The organism is Nostoc sp. MS1 (assembly GCF_019976755.1).
In the GTDB taxonomy this organism is placed as follows: domain Bacteria; phylum Cyanobacteriota; class Cyanobacteriia; order Cyanobacteriales; family Nostocaceae; genus Trichormus.
This window is the reverse complement of sequence record NZ_AP023441.1, coordinates 406019-423485: the sequence shown is the minus strand read 5'-3', so window position 1 is coordinate 423485 and position 17467 is coordinate 406019. Positions and strand designations below refer to the sequence as shown.

General features: G+C 38.6%; 15 protein-coding genes. 4 read left to right on the top strand and 11 right to left on the bottom strand.

Annotated elements, in window-relative coordinates:
- Positions 1 to 11: 11 nt before the first annotated feature.
- Positions 12 to 428, bottom strand: a complete 417-nt coding sequence (locus NSMS1_RS01780) for an ATP-binding protein (RefSeq protein ID WP_224090442.1) — start codon at positions 426 to 428, stop codon at positions 12 to 14.
- A 148-nt stretch (positions 429 to 576) separates the two neighbouring features.
- On the opposite strand from NSMS1_RS01780, the gene NSMS1_RS01775 reads away from it, so the two are divergent.
- Positions 577 to 1767, top strand: a complete 1191-nt coding sequence (locus tag NSMS1_RS01775; protein WP_224090441.1) for a PP2C family protein-serine/threonine phosphatase — start codon at positions 577 to 579, stop codon at positions 1765 to 1767.
- 22 nt (positions 1768 to 1789) lie between these two features.
- Here the strand turns inward: NSMS1_RS01775 and NSMS1_RS01770 are convergent, their stop codons facing one another.
- The 5 genes from NSMS1_RS01770 to NSMS1_RS01750 form a co-directional block, all read right to left on the bottom strand.
- On the bottom strand, positions 1790 to 2119 hold the full coding sequence (locus NSMS1_RS01770; protein ID WP_224090440.1) for an STAS domain-containing protein: 330 nt from the start codon (positions 2117 to 2119) through the stop codon (positions 1790 to 1792).
- A 93-nt stretch (positions 2120 to 2212) separates the two neighbouring features.
- Positions 2213 to 2932: a PIG-L deacetylase family protein gene (locus tag NSMS1_RS01765; RefSeq protein ID WP_224090439.1), complete on the bottom strand. Its 720-nt coding sequence runs from the start codon at positions 2930 to 2932 to the stop codon at positions 2213 to 2215.
- 39 nt (positions 2933 to 2971) lie between these two features.
- The gene (locus NSMS1_RS01760; protein ID WP_224090436.1) at positions 2972 to 4954 is read right to left on the bottom strand and encodes a glycosyltransferase; all 1983 of its coding nucleotides are present in this window, start codon (positions 4952 to 4954) and stop codon (positions 2972 to 2974) included.
- Between the two features lie 215 nt (positions 4955 to 5169).
- Positions 5170 to 6591: a DUF3131 domain-containing protein gene (locus NSMS1_RS01755; protein ID WP_224090435.1), complete on the bottom strand. Its 1422-nt coding sequence runs from the start codon at positions 6589 to 6591 to the stop codon at positions 5170 to 5172.
- 85 nt (positions 6592 to 6676) lie between these two features.
- Positions 6677 to 9454, bottom strand: a complete 2778-nt coding sequence (locus NSMS1_RS01750; RefSeq protein WP_224090434.1) for a DUF3131 domain-containing protein — start codon at positions 9452 to 9454, stop codon at positions 6677 to 6679.
- A gap of 307 nt (positions 9455 to 9761) precedes the next feature.
- Between NSMS1_RS01750 and NSMS1_RS01745 the strand changes: the two genes are divergently transcribed.
- Entirely contained in the window at positions 9762 to 10541 is a 780-nt protein-coding gene (locus NSMS1_RS01745) for a hypothetical protein (RefSeq protein WP_224090431.1), read from the top strand.
- 77 nt (positions 10542 to 10618) lie between these two features.
- On the opposite strand, the gene NSMS1_RS01740 is transcribed toward NSMS1_RS01745, so the two are convergent.
- Together NSMS1_RS01740 and NSMS1_RS01735 are read right to left on the bottom strand one after the other, a co-directional pair.
- Positions 10619 to 11110, bottom strand: a complete 492-nt coding sequence (locus tag NSMS1_RS01740; protein WP_224090430.1) for a DUF3368 domain-containing protein — start codon at positions 11108 to 11110, stop codon at positions 10619 to 10621.
- Entirely contained in the window at positions 11107 to 11352 is a 246-nt protein-coding gene (locus NSMS1_RS01735; RefSeq protein ID WP_224090429.1) for a UPF0175 family protein, read from the bottom strand. Before NSMS1_RS01735 ends, NSMS1_RS01740 begins: the two co-directional genes overlap by 4 nt.
- Positions 11353 to 11502: 150 nt before the next feature.
- On the opposite strand from NSMS1_RS01735, the gene NSMS1_RS35290 reads away from it, so the two are divergent.
- Positions 11503 to 11814, top strand: coding sequence for a hypothetical protein (locus NSMS1_RS35290; protein WP_317986567.1), 312 nt, complete (start codon positions 11503 to 11505; stop codon positions 11812 to 11814).
- A 38-nt stretch (positions 11815 to 11852) separates the two neighbouring features.
- Here NSMS1_RS35290 and NSMS1_RS01725 read toward each other — a convergent pair whose 3' ends face one another.
- Together NSMS1_RS01725 and NSMS1_RS01720 are read right to left on the bottom strand one after the other, a co-directional pair.
- Positions 11853 to 13295 carry a DUF3131 domain-containing protein gene (locus NSMS1_RS01725; protein WP_224090428.1) on the bottom strand — a complete coding sequence of 481 codons (1443 nt, stop codon included), beginning with the start codon at positions 13293 to 13295 and terminating at the stop codon, positions 11853 to 11855.
- 95 nt (positions 13296 to 13390) lie between these two features.
- Entirely contained in the window at positions 13391 to 14572 is a 1182-nt protein-coding gene (locus NSMS1_RS01720; RefSeq protein WP_224090427.1) for a hypothetical protein, read from the bottom strand.
- 307 nt (positions 14573 to 14879) lie between these two features.
- On the opposite strand from NSMS1_RS01720, the gene NSMS1_RS01715 reads away from it, so the two are divergent.
- Positions 14880 to 15872, top strand: a complete 993-nt coding sequence (locus NSMS1_RS01715; protein ID WP_224090425.1) for a DUF922 domain-containing protein — start codon at positions 14880 to 14882, stop codon at positions 15870 to 15872.
- Positions 15873 to 15906: 34 nt separating this feature from the next.
- Here NSMS1_RS01715 and gntT read toward each other — a convergent pair whose 3' ends face one another.
- Complete coding sequence (gene gntT, locus NSMS1_RS01710; protein ID WP_263432552.1) at positions 15907 to 17217, bottom strand: guanitoxin biosynthesis MATE family efflux transporter GntT; 1311 nt, start codon at positions 17215 to 17217, stop codon at positions 15907 to 15909.
- Positions 17218 to 17467 lie beyond the last annotated feature (250 nt).

Below are 17467 nucleotides of genomic sequence, written 5' to 3'. Positions count from 1 at the left end.
GTAATTAAACTTTAGTAATATTTATTTATAACTAAACAATGGCTATTTTCGGCTATTTGTTCATAACTTAATTTATCAGCCATTATTGACATGATTTTTAACCCCCGTCCACGCTCTTGATTATTCTCTTCAAACTCCGTTACTTCTTGTAATTGGCGCTCTAAATTAAAAGGTTCTCCCTGAGCAAATATACGTATTTGTATAGATTTATCAAAACGGTAAGCTTCTATATTAATAGGAGTTTCTGGTAATAGACCTTTGTGTGCATGTTCAACAATATTAGTAAAACCCTCTATTAGCAAAGTTTGACATTGCCACCAAACTTCCTGTTTGATGACTTGTTGTTGGTTGAGTTGCTCAAACCAAGACAGCACATCAGATAAAGCTGTAATATCTGTATTAGTTGTTAAAGATATTTTATGAGCCACGGGTTAATTATTTAAAAATTTATTTTCATCATAATTGAAATTATTTAATTTAATTTACGTATATATACTATACATTTATCCCCAAATTGTATGTAGTTTAAAACTAAGAAACTATTCAATTATGATGATATTTGTTTTTTCCTAATTTATGGTTAAGATTTTAATTATTGATGATGACCCAATTGTGAGAGCAGCATTAAATAGAACGTTGCAGAAACAGGGTTATGAAACCACTGTTGCTAGTAATGGAGAGGATGGAATTGCCAAAGCACAATTGTTGCGTCCAGCTTTAATTATCTGTGATTGGATGATGTCACAGTTAGATGGCTTAGAAGTGTGTCGCCAAATTAAAGCAAATCCAGAACTAGCTACTACTTTTTTTATTTTGCTGACGGCTAAAGGCGCGGCTCCAGGCGAAGAAGAAGACAGAGTTAGAGGATTGGATGCTGGAGCAGACGAGTTCATCTCTAAGCCAATAGAAATGAGTGAATTAAAGGCGCGAGTAAGAGCAGGACTGAGATTATATCAATTAAATCAAGATTTACAAAGCCAAAAACAAGCCTTAGAAATACTCAACCAGGATTTACATACCCAAAAACAAATTTTAGAAGCAGAATTAACTGAGGCGGCTGATTATGTGCGATCGCTCTTACCATCACCACTCCAAGGAGCAGTAACTACAGAAACTCTGTTTGTACCTTCAGCACAGTTAGGGGGTGATTGCTTTGATTACTATTGGCTTGATGATGAGCATTTAGCAATTTATTTGTTAGATGTATCAGGACATGGGGTAGGTCCTGCCTTATTATCTGTATCTGTATTGAATATTTTGCGATCGCAATCTCTCACCAATACTAACTTTTACCAACCTAGCGAAGTTCTCAAAGCACTTAATCAGGCTTTTCAAATGAAAGACCACGGTGATAAATACTTCACAATTTGGTATGGAGTTTATCACCGCTTCAAACGTCAACTTGTTTACGCCAACGCCGGACATCCTCCAGCTTTACTCCTATCCGGTAAAGCAGAAACTACCCATCAAGTTAAAAAACTAAGCTCTTTGGATTTGCCAATAGGCTTTTTACCTGATGTTCACTTTGAAGATGCTGTACTTGAGATTGAAGAAAATAGTACCTTATACATCTTTAGTGATGGAGTTTACGAAATTAATCAACCAGACGGTAGAATTTGGGGCTTTGATGATTTGATGAACTTACTAATAGAATATAGCAATGTCAACAAATGTTATCTAAAACAAGTCCTAGAACACATTATGACATTAAATCATCAAGAGAAATTGGAAGATGATTTTTCCTTATTAAAATTTTTATTTAGTTAAAGTAACTTCTAAAATATATATTTTATTCCGTTACTGCCAAAAGTTGACGATGAAAATCATCTTGATCTACAAAAACCTGAAAAATTCTATCCATCTTAGTAAGTTCAAATAACATTCTAACTTGATCACTGATGGAGCATACAAAAAGTTTAGCATTAGCATTGCGTACTAGTTGCATTGCCGATACTAAAGAGCCTAAACCAGAACTGTCTATAAATTTAACCTCTTTCATATCAATCAATAAAATCTCTATGCCACTATCTAAAATATCATTAACTTCACGACGCAATTGATTGCCTCTAATACCATCTAAAATTCCCGAAGGTTCAATCACTTTGACTGTAAGACTCATATTTTATTTACCAATGATTTAATATTTCCATTTCACTATTTTGGCATTATTCTGCTAGAACGGCAAGCAGACAATCAATTTATTCAAAACGAACTAATCTAACTTTATTTGATTAGTTAAGTAATTTTTACTATTTGATAAAGCATTAAAAAAGCTGGCATTAACCCATTGTCTAGCAATTTCAAATGCTTCAAAATAACCATCTTTTTGCCCTAATTCTCGCGCCCAAAATCTAGATAATACAAGGATAGCGTCAAGCTGCATAAAAGCTTTGTTACTCTCTGATTCATAACAACCAATAGCTGCAACTTTTTCTTCAATTACTTCAGTAATATCCACAAAAAAGTTTGGTTCAAATCCACGTAAAAATACAGGAGGTGCAGAATACCAAAGAGGAATATTTCTGCGAGTAGCTACATTAGAAACTGCGATCGCACACACTTCATGATCCCTATGACCGTATTTTTCCGGTTGTGGTGCGTGAGTAATAATTAAATCTGGTTGCCAACGTGCAATAGCTTCTTCTGTAACTTTAATTACTGCTTGTGTAGAAAAATTACACTCCTCAAGAGCATGAAACTCATAAGCCGCACCGATAATTTTACCAGCATCTTCTGCTTCTTGATGGCGTGTACCTTTAATAGACGAACTAGAAAGATTACCTTCAGTTAAAATTAGACAGTGAACTTTCCATCCTGCTTGAGACATTAAACGTAAAGTCCCAGCCGCAGGTAAAACTTCATCATCAGCATGAGCGTAAATAGTTAACACAGTTTGCTGACTCGCATTGTTGAGCTTTAAATGAGTGTTCATAGTTGTTGTTTAGTCTACTTAAAAGTAAATACTTTGTTTTTATTCTTTTGCAGGTTGCCAAAAAGATGCACGAATAATAGCCCACAAAAGCAGTAAGTTATAAATAGCCCATACACTATTAAGTAAGTGAACCCCAGGATTGTTAAGGTGTCCGGTAGCAAAGCGGAAAATACTCCAAAATATGCCTAAGATAGTCAAGGTAAATACAAGTAATTGCGGCCAAACCAACCGGAGATAAATACCTGCTTGTCTTTGCTTGGGTGTAACTTGAAAATTAATTTTTTGTCCTGTAAAGACGCTCCACACAGCTTGGATTAACAACGGAAAGAGAGCGATCGCATATTGTTCAGAGCGCCAAACTTCACTAGCTGGAATACCCCAAGTTGCTGCTAAAAATGTCAAACGGTTGATAACAAATGCTGGGAAGAAGTGCAGAGCAAAATCAGCACCATAACTTTTCACAGGAACAAGTTCTGTGAAAAAATAAATTATTGGGCAAGAAATAAAAATTAGAGTCGCAAAACCAGAAAAATAACTATACATCGTCTTAAAATATTGCAGACGTTGCCAAAATGTTAGCCCTGGTTTCATAAAAGGATTTTCTCTCAGTAGCACTTGGATAGTTCCTTGCGCCCAACGTAAACGCTGTTTCAACGTAGAACTAAGATCATCTGGTGCTAACCCTTCTGCCAAAAGCTCATTATGATAAGCTGATTTCCAACCAGCACCATGTAGACGCATGGCTGTATTCATATCTTCTGTAATACTGTTGCTAGATACACCCCCGACTAAATGAAATTCATCTAACCGTTTTTCATCTTTGGCAAAATCATCAGCAAAATATTGTAGCCCAACATTAATTAATGCTTCCCGACGCAAAATAGCATTTGTTCCTGTATAAAAAGCGGCATTCATGCCATCTTTGCCTTGTTGCAGTGGCCCATAAAATAAACTTGCTCGATGTCCAAAGGGGTCGCCCGTAGGAATGTTATAAAAATCTTGGGGTGTCTGTACAAAAGCAATGCGATTTTCCTCATACTTACCTGTAAAAAGATTGTAAGTATAAAAATATGGCAAAACTCGTTTCAGAAATTGTGGTTTGGGTATGTGGTCGGCATCTAAAGTTAAAATAAATTCTCCAGAAGTATCTCCAGAGAAAATCGCATAATTGAGATTGCCTGCTTTAGCATGGTGAGGTACGCCAGCAAGTTTTGGCCGAGCAATGTAACGAAATCGAGCCAGTTCAACTAATTCCAGTTCTTTTTGAGCAATAGCTGTTTCTAAGGCTTGCTTTTCAGTTTTGAGGCGTTCAGCAATACTTTGATGAGTAGGAGGTAGCCAAAGAATCAACTGTCGCAGACTTCGCACAATCGAACCGACAGTCTTATCTTCCCAATTATCAACTTGTTCTGATTCTTGTAGCCACTGTTCAGCAGCTTGAGTATTAGATGTGAGATTTTCTAATTGTTGCAGACGCTCTATTAAATAAGAGCGTTCTGCATATATTTTATTAGCCTCTTGTTGTAATAGCGGTAACTGTAAATCTGCAATACATAACTGCTCTGTCATGGTTCGCATCGCCGCCGAGTTACCATCATCTAGCACATAAACGCGCAATTTATTTACAGGGTAATCTATTGCTAAAGCCGCCTGAGCAGTTTGTTCTACAATTTCTGGTGGCTCATTGTAACAGGTAATAAATACATCTACACTAGGCCAGTCAGCTTGAGGTAAGGGTGGAGTCATCTGATCAAGTGACTTAATCTGCCTAACTAAAGGCCGCCACAAGCCAATGACAAACATTAAACCACCGAAATAGCTATATATTTCTGCTAACAATAATGGAATTGAAAGCCATAGCGCATCAAAATTTATCGAATGAGTAATCCGCCATTGTAAATACCAAAAACCAAATATTAAATTAATTTCGGCTAGGTAGCGAAATAATAGCGTTCTTTTTTTTAAGGTTGAACGGCTGTTGCCGGAAAAGTTTGGGGAATTATCAATAGATATAGATGTCATTGTATAAGTAGCTCAGTGTTAAAAATTATCGTTATGGCAAGGCAGGAGGCAGAGAGCAGTGCGGTCTTGGGCTTTGCCCAAGTGGAGCAACTGCGGAGAAGGGAAGAGGGTTATAGCTTTGTTTACCTTTCTTAACTTAGTTTTGTTTTTTCTCACCGACTTACTTAATCAGAAAATAAATCTACAGCAGTTAACTTATTAAACGTAAACAGATACTATTTGTTACCTCCTAATACTATTGGTTTTTGACCTCTAGCTCGATAAAGCAAACTCTCTAAAACAATTGCATTTGTATTCACATCAACAGACGCATTGATACCTAATTGAGAATTTTCATACTTGCCAGAGAAAAAACCGCGACTTTGTTCAGCAAGATTTTGTACAAAGTCTCGTAACTTTTTGGTATATTCATTTGGCATGATAGCAAACCATGAAAATGCTGCTTTAGTGCTAACGAAGCGTAATTGCGGATAGGATTTTCCTCTGCTATTCACCGCTTGCCAAGATTGACCATTGGAATAAACACTGTAATACAAAAAATACGGAGGGCGATCCAATGAATCTTCATTTACAGCCGTGATTATTCCAGTGCGTTGAAATCTTTTTACCTGCACCTTCAAGAGATTTTGCACTTGGGGTTTAATATTATCAGTCCACCCAAGTTCTAAACCCCATAGTAAATAAGGATCATTTGTTAAGTAATTAGTCGCATTAGAGTTTTGTTGATTACGTTGATCAACTTGTAATGTAATTCCATCTACTTGAACTGTTTTGACTGGTGGATTATATAAAGCATTTGAGGCTTGAATATTCCACAGTTTTAAACTATGCGCTGCATATTGTTCATAGCCTAATCTTCCTTCTTGAACTTCACGAATTTTGCCGTTATTTCCAGTAATTCCACCATTTAACCAACCGTCTTTGACAAGTTTTGATAACTGCCAACGGGAGACAATATGGTTGATGCGATCGCTGTACTCTGGATAATGCGATCGCATAGTATGCAAACCTAACAAAAATCGCCCCATATCCAAAGCTGACCAACCACTAATACCTTTGGGGTCGGGTTTATTATTAAGTTGGCGCATTTCGGCAGTATTGGTGCTATAAGCTTTGTTTGGTAAACCTGTTTCCGGTAACGGCAATTTTTCTAACGTGTTGAGCAATGTTTGCATTCGCTGCTCAAACAATTCTTTTGGTAATAACCCTAATTGCCGAGCCGCATGAATACCTAATAAAGCACTACCTTGATCCCACCAAGTTGTCCAAGGATAATTATCTCCAGAATTGACTAAACCTGTTTGCTTATTCCAATTGCGCTCAAAATATTTCCAAGCTCGTTTGGCAGCTATTTGATCGGCTTGCGTCAATTGTGATAGTGGAGGTACAGAAGCGGGTACAGTCGGTTTTGGTGTAGGAATAACTGGAGTAACAGCAGGAATTACAGGTATTGGTATAGGTGATGGCGTTGGTTGTTCTTGCTCAGGATAAAAATTATCGGGTGCAGCAATTAATTGCCGACGTTGTTGAGTATTTATATCAAATTTCCCTACCGGACGACTAGGGCAGATGGGAGGTTCTTGATTGATATTTACACATAAAACGGTTGATAGAAGCACACTTGTTATTCCTGTCATCGCGATCGCCATCATTTGCGTTGACTTAAAATTCAGTATTCCCTAGTTCAATTGATAACTAACAGCCTAAAGGGAGAGAATTTTGCTATTTTGAAACTCTCCTATTGCCACCCCCAGAAATCCAGTAAGTTCCATTACTATCAGTAATTAACTTAGCTGTTGACCCAAGAGTTCTGGGTAAACCACGACCAGAACTGCCTTGCGCCACAGCTACCCACCAAGGCGATTTCATTGCAGTAGGACGAATTAAGGGTTGGCGATTCATGACTTTATACAGCAACGATTGCAATATTATGCTATTGGTGCTACCTGTGAAACCAACGGCTGTTTTACCTGTGGTTTCGTAAAAGCCTTCATAAAAACCTGTCAGTGGGTTATATAAATCCGTTGTGGCTGGGAATAACTTCTGACTGTATTGATTTTCTGGAAGCAAGGCATGATAAGCAAAAGCTACTGCTGTACTTACCATTCGCGCTTTAGGTACAGGTTGCCCATCATCGCCTAAAGCAACCCAAGGTTCACCTTTGCCAGTAACGGCGCTGTGGATAGTGTAAGGCTTGCGGTCTATAAGGGTAGTGGCTGAGGCTGTCAGGGTTCCGGTACGGCGATAACGCTCGGCTTGTGCTTGGAAAACTGGTTCAAAGAGCGATCGCATTTTTGGATCTAAGCCAAATTCCAAAGCATAAAGTAAGAAAGGATTGCTGACTGTATATTGATTCATCTGGGAATTGGTATCATTTCGCTGACGCTGAATCGGAACTTTCACCCCTTCTACTAACGCAGTTTGATATTCACCCCCAATAGCCGAACCCTCAACATCAAAGCCCCATAATTGAAAAGCACGCGCGGCATATTCTTCATAACCCAACCGAGTTTCGGGATTGACGCGGGTAAGGGTACGCCCTTCTTTATCTTTGGTGACAGTAGCACTAGATAAAATTCCATCTCGCACTACACGCAGATATGACCAATCCAAGACAATTTGATCAACTGCTTTGGTATACTCTGGATGATAGCTTTTGAGATTGTACAACGCTGCCAACATCCTACCTAAATCTAGGGCAGACCAGCCGTTACCTTGAGGTACAGGATTTCCACCATAATCTATTGCTTGGAGCGATCGCGTATCATAACCCCGACTTGGCAATTCCCCGGCAAATAACGGTAGTTTGCCTAAAGCCGCTAACAGATGGCGAGTGCGTTCATCGAATTGTTTAGCAGAAATAATATCAAGCGATCTCGCGGCGTGTAATGCTGCTAGGTAATCTCCCAATCCCCAAAGAGTAGCACCTTTAAAGTCACTGCGATCGTCTATCAGCCCACTCTTGGCATGATAATTTGCTTGAAAATACCTCCATGCTGCTTCTGCATAACGTCGTTCAACTACTGTTAAAGGTCGAGTTAGTTTGAGGTTAGAAGATGAATCTGGACTATCAACTGGAGGAATAGGTGCAACTGCTACCTCAGTAACCCCAGCAGTATCTGTAGGGGTTTTAGCAGGAGTGGTAGAAGTTGGTGGAGTTGTAGGTGTTGTAGCCGGAGTATTGTTACTAGGCTGTTTATTTGGTGTAGTGGTAGCAGCAGAAGCAATTAAAGGCCGATTTCCTCTAGCTTTGTAGTACAAAATTTCTAAAATTAGCCCATTGGTATTACCAGTTAAAGCTTTATTTGGTTGTTTTGATTCCTCATAGATGCCGGCATAGTAACCATCATCATTAGGACTACGCAGATCCTTGACGGCATCAAAAAGTTTTTGAGCGTAAGTATTATCGGGAAACAGATAACGCCAACCAAAAGCCGCTTTTGTACTAATACTGCGAAACTGAGGGTAAGGTTTGTTTTCGTCCGTAATTGTTGCCCAGTTATTACCGTTAGCGTAAACGGTATTATAGAGAAAATATGGTGCTTGGTCGATGTTGTCTTCTGTTACAGCAGTCAACTGACCTGTAGTATCGTAACGCCGTTTCTGCACATCCAAAACCCTAGCAGCGAAATCTGCTAATTCCCCTTGCAAACCAAATTCAATTCCATCAAGGATGTAAGACTCACTAACAACGTAATTATTAGCGTTGGTACTTTGAAAATCGCGGGTATCGACAGGAATTTGGACACCATTAATCTCCACCATTTTATATGGTTCCAAAGCCAAAGCTTTTGGTGCAGAGAAACCCCAAAGTTGATAACCTCTAGCGCCATATTCCTCGTAACCGAGTCGTCCTTCTTGCACTAGCAATGTTTTGTTATCTGGAAGAACCATAGCACCAAAAAGTTGCTCATCTTTGAGCGATCGCCCTACCTGCCACTTTGCTACAATTCCCTTTAACCAATCATTATATTGCGGGTGACAAGTGCGAATTACATCAAACGCCGCTAGTATCCGACCTATATCTAAAGCAGACCAGCCAATTCCTCTTTCGGTAGGATTATTACCATAATCAACCATCTGTGCGGTCGCTGCGTTATAGACTTTATTTGGTAAGGCATCCTCAAATAGCTTCAGGTTGCTGAAAGTTGTCAAAAACTTGTTGAGACGCGCATCAAAGTCTGCTTGATCAGTGAGATTTAGCGATCGCGCCGCATTCAACGCCATCAAGTAGTTACCCATATCCCAAAGCGTACCCGAAGGATAACCCCCAGTGGAATTAGTAAACCCCGTTGCTGGCTGATAATTTTTGACAAAATACTGCCAAGCCGCACGAGCGTAAGTTTGTTCTTCTGGTGTGAGCGGGGCAGTAATATTACTACAACTATTAGATTGGGATAAAACTGGTGTTGGGATGTAAAACAATAATTGCAGAAATGTTCCAATGAGGAAAAATGCAATCCATCTCAGCAGCTTTTGTTGATGGTGCTTGAATAACATAAAAGAAAGATTTAAGAGAGCCTTTGCACGCGCACAGATGAGTGATGCTAGTGCATGATATCCGAAAAAACTCTTAACATCAGGGTGAATTACACGGAAATTTTTTTACAGTTTGTCTTGAATCGGTAATAAACTATTCAAGACAACCCTAAATCAATATACATAATTATTCTGTATAATCTCCCAGTAAAGTAGTAATTATACGGTATAATTTTGTCTGATATTTTAGAGTGTAAAAAATAAAATTGAGAAAAACTGATAGCGGCAAGTGAAGCATACCTTTAGGTGGTCTCATACTGGAAACTTTATGATGAATCTTGCAGAAATCATATCAAAGTTATGGAATACTTACAGGAAGTCAACATGGGAGTTGACTGCTTTCATAGAAGATACTCAGAGATCAATCAATGAAACATCTCAAAAGCATGGTCGGATTGCTGAGAAGCTTAGGAAAGTCCGCCAAGGTGAGAGTGTTGAAAATGAGAAATCTGATGAAAAAACTATATCAATAGAATTATCTGAAGAAGAGTTGGATGCCCTGGTAAGTGTAATAACAGAAAGGGGGGAGATGATTGGCGAATATCCACGCCTCCTTGTAGGTATGGCTTTTATCTACCTCGTGGCTTTATTTGATGCTTTTCTAACAGACGCATTTGCAGCAGTTCTGATTGAAAGACCAGAGGCTCTTAAATCTAAAAAACAGTTAACTTACGACAAAATACTTGAACTTCAACAAAAGGGTGAGCTAGTTGAGTTTATGGCTCGTAGAGAAATAAATGAGTTGAGTTATAAATCAATGGCTGATCAATCGGATTATTACAAAGCCAAATTTAATATTAATTTGGCGGATTCTGGTGTATATTTAGCTGCCCTAATTGAGATTAGAGCAAGGCGGAATTTATTGGTTCATAATAATGGAGTTGTCAATGATATATATATAGAGGCGGTCAAGCAGACAAAATATAATTTAGGTGATCGTGTGGAGATTACTTTCGATTATTGGAATAAATGCAAAGAGCGGCTGAACTCAGTTGCTAACTTTGTTCATAAATCCATTATTGAAAAATTTGTTAAGGAAAATAGTTAGTTGCTTGGGTTTCACTTTGTTCAACCCAAGCAATCCTATGAAATGTTGTGTTTCGTTCCTAGTTCCAAAAATCAAGGTTAGTCAATTTCATCAACAAGGCTCAAAACGCTGTTGTATAAAGATTCTGCAACCCAAAACCCAGCTTGATTGATCAAAGCATCCAATAAAGGCTTTACCTCAGCAATCAAACCTTGACTTTTTGCTTCTACTAAGATTCCTAAGATTCCTGTATATCGAAGATTGAACCTAGCTGCTACTAGCCGACCACGACGTTCATCAATTAACACTTGATCAGCTTGAATTTCAACTGCTAAAGCGATCGCCTCGGCTTCCCCAACATCAAGTTCGTTGCACAATGCTTCGATGAGTATGCGATCGCTAACAGTACGAGTTTGAATCCAATCAAAGGTTTGTACTTCGGTTGCGCCTGCAACGGGAAAACTGGGATCAGTTAGTTCTCGATAAACTGCTTCAGGAATAAGAACTATTTCGTAAAGTTGATGTAGGAGGTGAAGCTGGTTAATTGCGGCAAGATTATTGATGGGTGATGTATCGCTGACAATAATCACAATCTGCCCATTTCTCGTAGATTGTTAATGTCCTGCTCAAAATCTTCCACACCATAATGTACTGGAATGTGACGACTTGCAAGTAAATGTTGAAAAGCAACGCGGTGCATTAGAGCAAATCGACTGGCTTGAGCTAGAGTAAGCTTCTCTTTTTGAAAGAGCATGACAGCGATTTCTTGACGCATTTCAGCCTCAGTCATGCGGGTTGCAGTTAAAATTTCATCCGGGACAAAAACACTCATGGCTCAAACCCTCGCTAACATAACTATTCTACGCTTTTAAGTCAACAAATGTCTGTCTGTGCTGTCCGAGTCAAATAATTTGCATTTGTCAATTAGTGATTGTTAGCGTTGCGTTAAAAATTACAACTTAGTGATCGTGCTTGTGGATACTTGTATTTCATATGTGATAGCGATCGCAAACTTCTTGATCCTGCAAATCAGAAAATCATCAGACCGAATGGCTATGAGAAAATAGAGAAGTTGCACATTTTTCTTAGTTTTATGACGACAATAGACCTATTTTCAACTCTAAAAAGCTTACCTCGCAAAGAAAAATTGAAAGTCATGCAGTTTTTGATTGCGGAGTTAGCCAGAGAAGAAGAGCCAACCTTAAAAGATGGAGCAACATACTCTGTTTGGTCGCCTCTCAATTCACATGAAGCAGCTCACAAACTAGGTCAACTCTTGGATGTTAAGGTTTAAGTAGCTAATGATCGCGCTTGGTCAGTATTTCAAAAGTACTAGCGAACTCCTGCCCAAACGGTAAGCGGTTTGCCGACTTGTTTGTACAGCAAGCTTTCTAAAATTACACCATTATTGTTGGCGGTCAGAGACTTATTCGGCTGACGCAGAGATTCATAAAACCCGTTGTACCAACCGTCTTGAGACTTGAGGTTAGTTTGCACAAAATCGAATAACTGGCGAGTGTAAGCAGTATTATAAAGTACGTGCCAGCCGATCGCAGCTTTAGCACTAAGGAAGCGTAAATTATTATGCTGTTCTTGAGTATCGGTAATTGTTGCCCAAGCTTTGCCGTTCACAAACAAGCTGTTATAAACGAAGTAAGGCTCACGGTCTAAATTGTCTTCTGTCAGTGCAGTTAATTCTTTTGTTGCTTGATAACGGGCTTGTTGAGCAGCTAAAATCCTATCTGCATAAACTTTAGGTAATGCCTGAAACCCTGTTTCCATCCCATCAAGAATATAAGGTTCACTGAGGACGTAGTTATTTGCACCTGAATTTTTAGCGTCGCGGCGGTCATAGGGAACTCCCTGACCGTAAAGATTGACAAAGGCTGTATTAGACTTGTAATCTAAGGCTTGTTTAACATCTAATCCCCAGAGTTTCAAACCGTAGGCTGCATAATTCTCATAACCCAAGCGCCCTTCTTGGTTATATTGTTCTTTACCTTGAACAACAGCACTACCATACATGTGTCCGTTTTTGCTGAGGCGCTTGACTTGCAAATGCTGCCAAACCTTCTGCACAGGCGATCGCATTTTGGGATACTTGGCTTCGACAATCTTCAGCCATAATGCCATGCGTCCTAAATCAATGGCTGACCAACCAATCTCTTCTCGTTTATCTAATTGCCCGTAATTAACAGGGATCAGGGTTTTGCTGTTGTAAACTTTGTTGGGTAGTTCCCCTTTATATAAAGGTAAAGATGCCAAAGTCTGTAACATCTTAGTCATCTTCGCTTCAAAGTCTGCCTCTGAGATGATATTCAACTCTCTAGCACTTACCAAAGCAGCGATCGCGGCTGCCTGATCCCACATAGTAACAGAGGCAAAGCCATCAACAGAATTGACTAAGCCAGTTTTTTCATTCCAGTTACGTTGGAAATATAACCAAGCCTGACGCGCACTCGCCATCTCCACTGCGTTCAGTTTTCCGACTCCAGGCGCAACATAAGGTGCTTTACTAATTGTCAGTTCACCTAGAGGAATTACTTTTCCTGGTAAAACTACGGACTGAGCATCAAGTTTTGCTATCTTCTGGGCTTGGGTTTCCACCTTGGTAGTAGAAGAATCTGTTTTAGCTATTGTTGGTATTTGGGTATTTTGGGAAATTTTCTCAGACCAAAAATTTAAAGTGGCGATCGCAATTATTGCAGTTACCACCCCTCCCACAGAAGCTAGCACAGACAAGCTTTTTGGAGGTGGTTGAAAATCAGAACTCATGCAGTAGAAGCCTTATTTTGAAGTCACTCTTGCTTTGAAACCCTCAACAAATTTATTCTTCCCAACTTTCAAAACTAACTAACAGACAACAGTACTTAAAATTTGACTCGTAACTGTCCTGTTAAAGAGTTACTACCGTAAGCACTACTTCCTGTGTCTTGATTGCGTACATTACTATAGCTATAGCCAAGGTCGGCTTCTATTTCAGGTGAAACTTTGACTGTACAGCGAGTTTGATAAGCATTAGCGTTATCAAATTCTCCATTAAGTCTTTGCTGTCCCAAATTTGCCGATAGCCGACAGCGCAAGAACTTGGCAATATCTCCCTCCCAAGCTACTTCTGCGTTGTATACCAAAAAATCTGGTGGGGAAAAATAGCCACTTGTGCGTTCTACATTGCGATCGTAACTCCAGGTGAACAAGTTAGCTGCTACAGAAAATTGCCCAAACTTGCGTTCTAGCCTACTAAAAGACTGAATCTCAGAATTGCGATCGCTGTAATTTCCTAAACGCAATGATGAAAATAAACTGGTGCTACCATCTATTTGCCAATATAAATTAGGGCCAAAGCGCCATGCACTAATTTGGTTGTCTAAAGTTCGGGCATTAAATTTATATGGTTCTTTATCTAAATTTACTGATAGTATTAAACCTGAAACTAATTTTCCTGAAGAAGAAACTTGCGGCTGGACAATTGGGGTTTCAACTTGAGCATTGAAATTTATAGCTGTTGGTAAACGGTTGAAGATATCAATTCCTGCTGTTGTTAGCAGTGTCGTTTGTCCATTTTTTCCTTGCCAACCTATTTTTAAAGGAATATTGCTAATTGACTCTACACTGCGTTGTTCAAAAAAGTCGAAACCTGTACTGAACAGTATTTTATTGCCATTAGGCAAACGAAACTGGAATGTTGGTTCGATGAACAAATTATGTTGACCGAAGTTATCTGTATCATTACGAAAGTTAGTTTCGATGCTTTCTAAAACAGCAAATGGCTTAACTGGTTCAGAAGAAGTTGATGGGGTAATAGGAATTGGTGATGGCTTTGGTAATGGTGGTGGTATTTGTAAACCAGGATTAAAGTTCTCAGGTGCAGCAATTAAAAAAGGTTGTTGTTCTAATCGAGGGGGTAGTTCTTTTGAGTTATTTACAGAAATTACTTCTGTTGCTGATTGTGAAAACGATTTTCTATGCTTATATGCCTGTGCAATTTGCAAATTAATTAAGAATATCCCAATATTCAGGGTCCAAAGTACCCGCCATTGAATCTGTTTCATATTAATGCCGTAGCCTATCAAGGCTATTGAGTTTATGGTTTACAGAAGTTTGGCATAAGTTTCTCATCCTTTGTAGTGTCAGTTTCACTAGATTAAAAGCTGTAACCATTGCCCAATAAGAGTTTTAGTTAGTGATCAACCAGAATTTACCTTATATCTACTTCTACTGCTCACTTCAATCCAAGGCACAATCTGTTCGATTGTGATATCTTATGGCTAAAGTTTCGACTTAAGTCTATTAGATTAGAATTAACCAGTATGAGATTATTTTTATAGATATCTCACCGCTTCCTAGCTGGAGTTATGTATGAGCGAAAGGTTGCGTGTCCGCAGTCATGCAATTTTAAATTGCAGTTCTGGGCTAAATAATTCATCAACTTATAATAGTCAGGCTTCATACTCGCCATTATCAGCCATCAACCAGTTTTCATCAGCAACGGCACTTCAGCCGAAAAGTTACTCTAACTTAGACCAAACACAAAAACAAATAGAGAATCAAGAGTTTCAGCAAGATAAATTTGAGGCAACTAAACTAGAGATCCAATCTAAGTACGGCACCCTCACATCAAAGGATAGCAACAGATTGAATCTGTTACAAGCAAAGATGAATGACTTGTTGCAGACAAGACTAGAAACTGCATCACGTTTCGGACACAACTTGTCCAACATCGCTATAAAACGTCCAGATACATTGTTAAAACAAGAATCTTTACAAACTAAACCAGCCCATGAATTGACCGATGAGATTCAACAGGTTAGTAATAGTGGATTTGGTCAATCTTTCCCAATTCAGAGACAAAGTAAGAAAAATACTGCTAAACCAAAAACTCAGACTAATTTCAAACGGGAAAATAAAACTTATACAATTACCGCAAAAACTTTGCAGGAAGCTGCTGACCAAATTAGCCAACGCGAAGAAGCTGGAGAAACAACATGGAAACCTAAGTACAGTGTCAAAACTGACGAAAATGGCAATGTTACAGATGCAACAGTGGATGTAACAATTACTGTCACCATGCCTACTTGGCCAAATGCTGCAAAACTTCCTAAAGCTGCTAAAGCAGAGTGGGAACGTGCCTTGAAAGTCCTCAAAGCTCATGAGGAAAAACACGTTAAATTAGCACAGGATAAACTTAAGGATGTTGCTAAATCCCTTATTGGTAAATCTGAAGCTGAAGCTGAAGCAACGTTTAACGCTGCATTGGCAGAACTCCAACAAGCCAGCGATGACTACGATACCGCCAGTGATCATGGTCGTAATGAGGGTACTGACCTTGACACTAGTCTTGATTCTCCGTAAATAATTCAACCGAGTGAATTATCCGTACTTGATATTACTTATTTAATGTTGCTGGTAAGTGTAGTGCTAAAGTTATTGCTCTTGCTGCCATAAATAGAGCCATTGATAACCATAGTAGATGACTATTGTGGAAATACCAAGCTGTCATTGCAGATGGAATAAAACCAATGGTTGTGGCGATGAGCATAGATTCTCGTAGGATACGACCCTGAGTCAAGCCTAAAAAATAACCGTCTAGTGCATAAGCGATCGCACCAAATCCTAAAACGGGTAGTAACCAAGGAATATAAGAACGCAAATTAATAATAACTTCTGTATGGCTAGTCAGTAATTTTAATAGTGATGTTGGAGCTAAAATAAAGACAACAGCAACAGTTATCCCTATAATTAAACTGCCAATTAAAGAAATTTTTAATAGTTGTTTCAAACTATTACTATTTGCATTACTTTGATAAATTCCTGCCAAACTTTCAGTAGCAAATGCCAAGCCATCAATAAAATATGCTGCTAATCCCACTACTTGCATTAGTACAGTATTAGCTGCCAAAATTTGCGTTCCTAACATTGAACTGAAGTTAGTAAACATTGCCATTGTCGAGATTAAAACAAAAGTCCGAATAATAATTTCCCCATTAAGTCTTAAAGCCGACTTAAAAGCCGATAGCTCAAACAGTTTTCCAGTCAAAGTAGATAACTGTTTAAATGAAATTTCTTGAGAACATAGCACAGCACCCACCATGAGCATCAAATACTGACTAATAGCTGTTGCTAAACCTGCTCCTCTACTTTCCCATCCCCATTGAACAATAAATAAATAATCAAGTAATACATTTGCACAATTACCAACGGCTGAAAGCAACAATATTTTACTACTTTTGGCTTGCCCTAAAAACCAACCAATCAACACAAAGTTAATCAACGTGGCAGGCGCACCCCAGACTAAAGCATTATAGAAATTAATTCCTGATTCTTTAACTTCAGGGGTTGCATTCAAGATAGCAAATCCCAAAATTTGTAAGGGTTGCTGCAACACTAGAATAACCAATCCTAATATCAATGCTAAGATTCCATGTCGTAAACCAATCAACAAAACTGATTGGTAATCTTTACGTCCTATTGCCTGTGCAACCATTCCAGTTGTACCCATGCGCAAGAAACCAAATGTCCAGTAAATGTAATTGAATAGAATCGTTGCTAGTGCCACACCTGCTAAATGGCGAATTTGGGTTAAATGACCTAAAAACATCACATCTAATAGTCCAGCTAACGGAACCATTAAATTTGAAATTACATTTACAGATGCAAGTTTAAAAAAGTAGCGAACTAATCCAGAATCTTGGTGCAAAATAAGTAGGAATAATCAATTTTCTCAACAATACTATTTTAGGTGAATTTAAGTTTGAAAGATTATTAGCTAAATATTGTCGGGCTTGGACTTAGTACCATGAGACAAAACTAGCGATCGCCCAACTCAAAGTCAGCATCAACACATTTCATGAATGTGTAAATTACAACCTCAGAGTGATGTTTCACAAAAAGAATTAAGTCATCTTTACTTTGGATATTAAAAGCATTAATTGTATCTGACTTTTAAC

Bases quoted from the DNA above. Each gene is read 5' to 3' on its own strand.
- NSMS1_RS01775 (WP_224090441.1), top strand. From the start codon at position 577: ATGGTTAAGATTTTAATTATTGATGATGACCCAATTGTGAGAGCAGCA.
- NSMS1_RS01770 (WP_224090440.1), bottom strand. From the start codon at position 2,119: ATGAGTCTTACAGTCAAAGTGATTGAACCTTCGGGAATTTTAGATGGT.
- NSMS1_RS01765 (WP_224090439.1), bottom strand. From the start codon at position 2,932: ATGAACACTCATTTAAAGCTCAACAATGCGAGTCAGCAAACTGTGTTA.
- NSMS1_RS01760 (WP_224090436.1), bottom strand. From the start codon at position 4,954: ATGACATCTATATCTATTGATAATTCCCCAAACTTTTCCGGCAACAGC.
- NSMS1_RS01755 (WP_224090435.1), bottom strand. From the start codon at position 6,591: ATGACAGGAATAACAAGTGTGCTTCTATCAACCGTTTTATGTGTAAAT.
- NSMS1_RS01750 (WP_224090434.1), bottom strand. From the start codon at position 9,454: ATGTTATTCAAGCACCATCAACAAAAGCTGCTGAGATGGATTGCATTT.
- NSMS1_RS01745 (WP_224090431.1), top strand. From the start codon at position 9,762: ATGATGAATCTTGCAGAAATCATATCAAAGTTATGGAATACTTACAGG.
- NSMS1_RS01735 (WP_224090429.1), bottom strand. From the start codon at position 11,352: ATGAGTGTTTTTGTCCCGGATGAAATTTTAACTGCAACCCGCATGACT.
- NSMS1_RS01725 (WP_224090428.1), bottom strand. From the start codon at position 13,295: ATGAGTTCTGATTTTCAACCACCTCCAAAAAGCTTGTCTGTGCTAGCT.
- NSMS1_RS01720 (WP_224090427.1), bottom strand. From the start codon at position 14,572: ATGAAACAGATTCAATGGCGGGTACTTTGGACCCTGAATATTGGGATA.
- NSMS1_RS01715 (WP_224090425.1), top strand. From the start codon at position 14,880: ATGAGCGAAAGGTTGCGTGTCCGCAGTCATGCAATTTTAAATTGCAGT.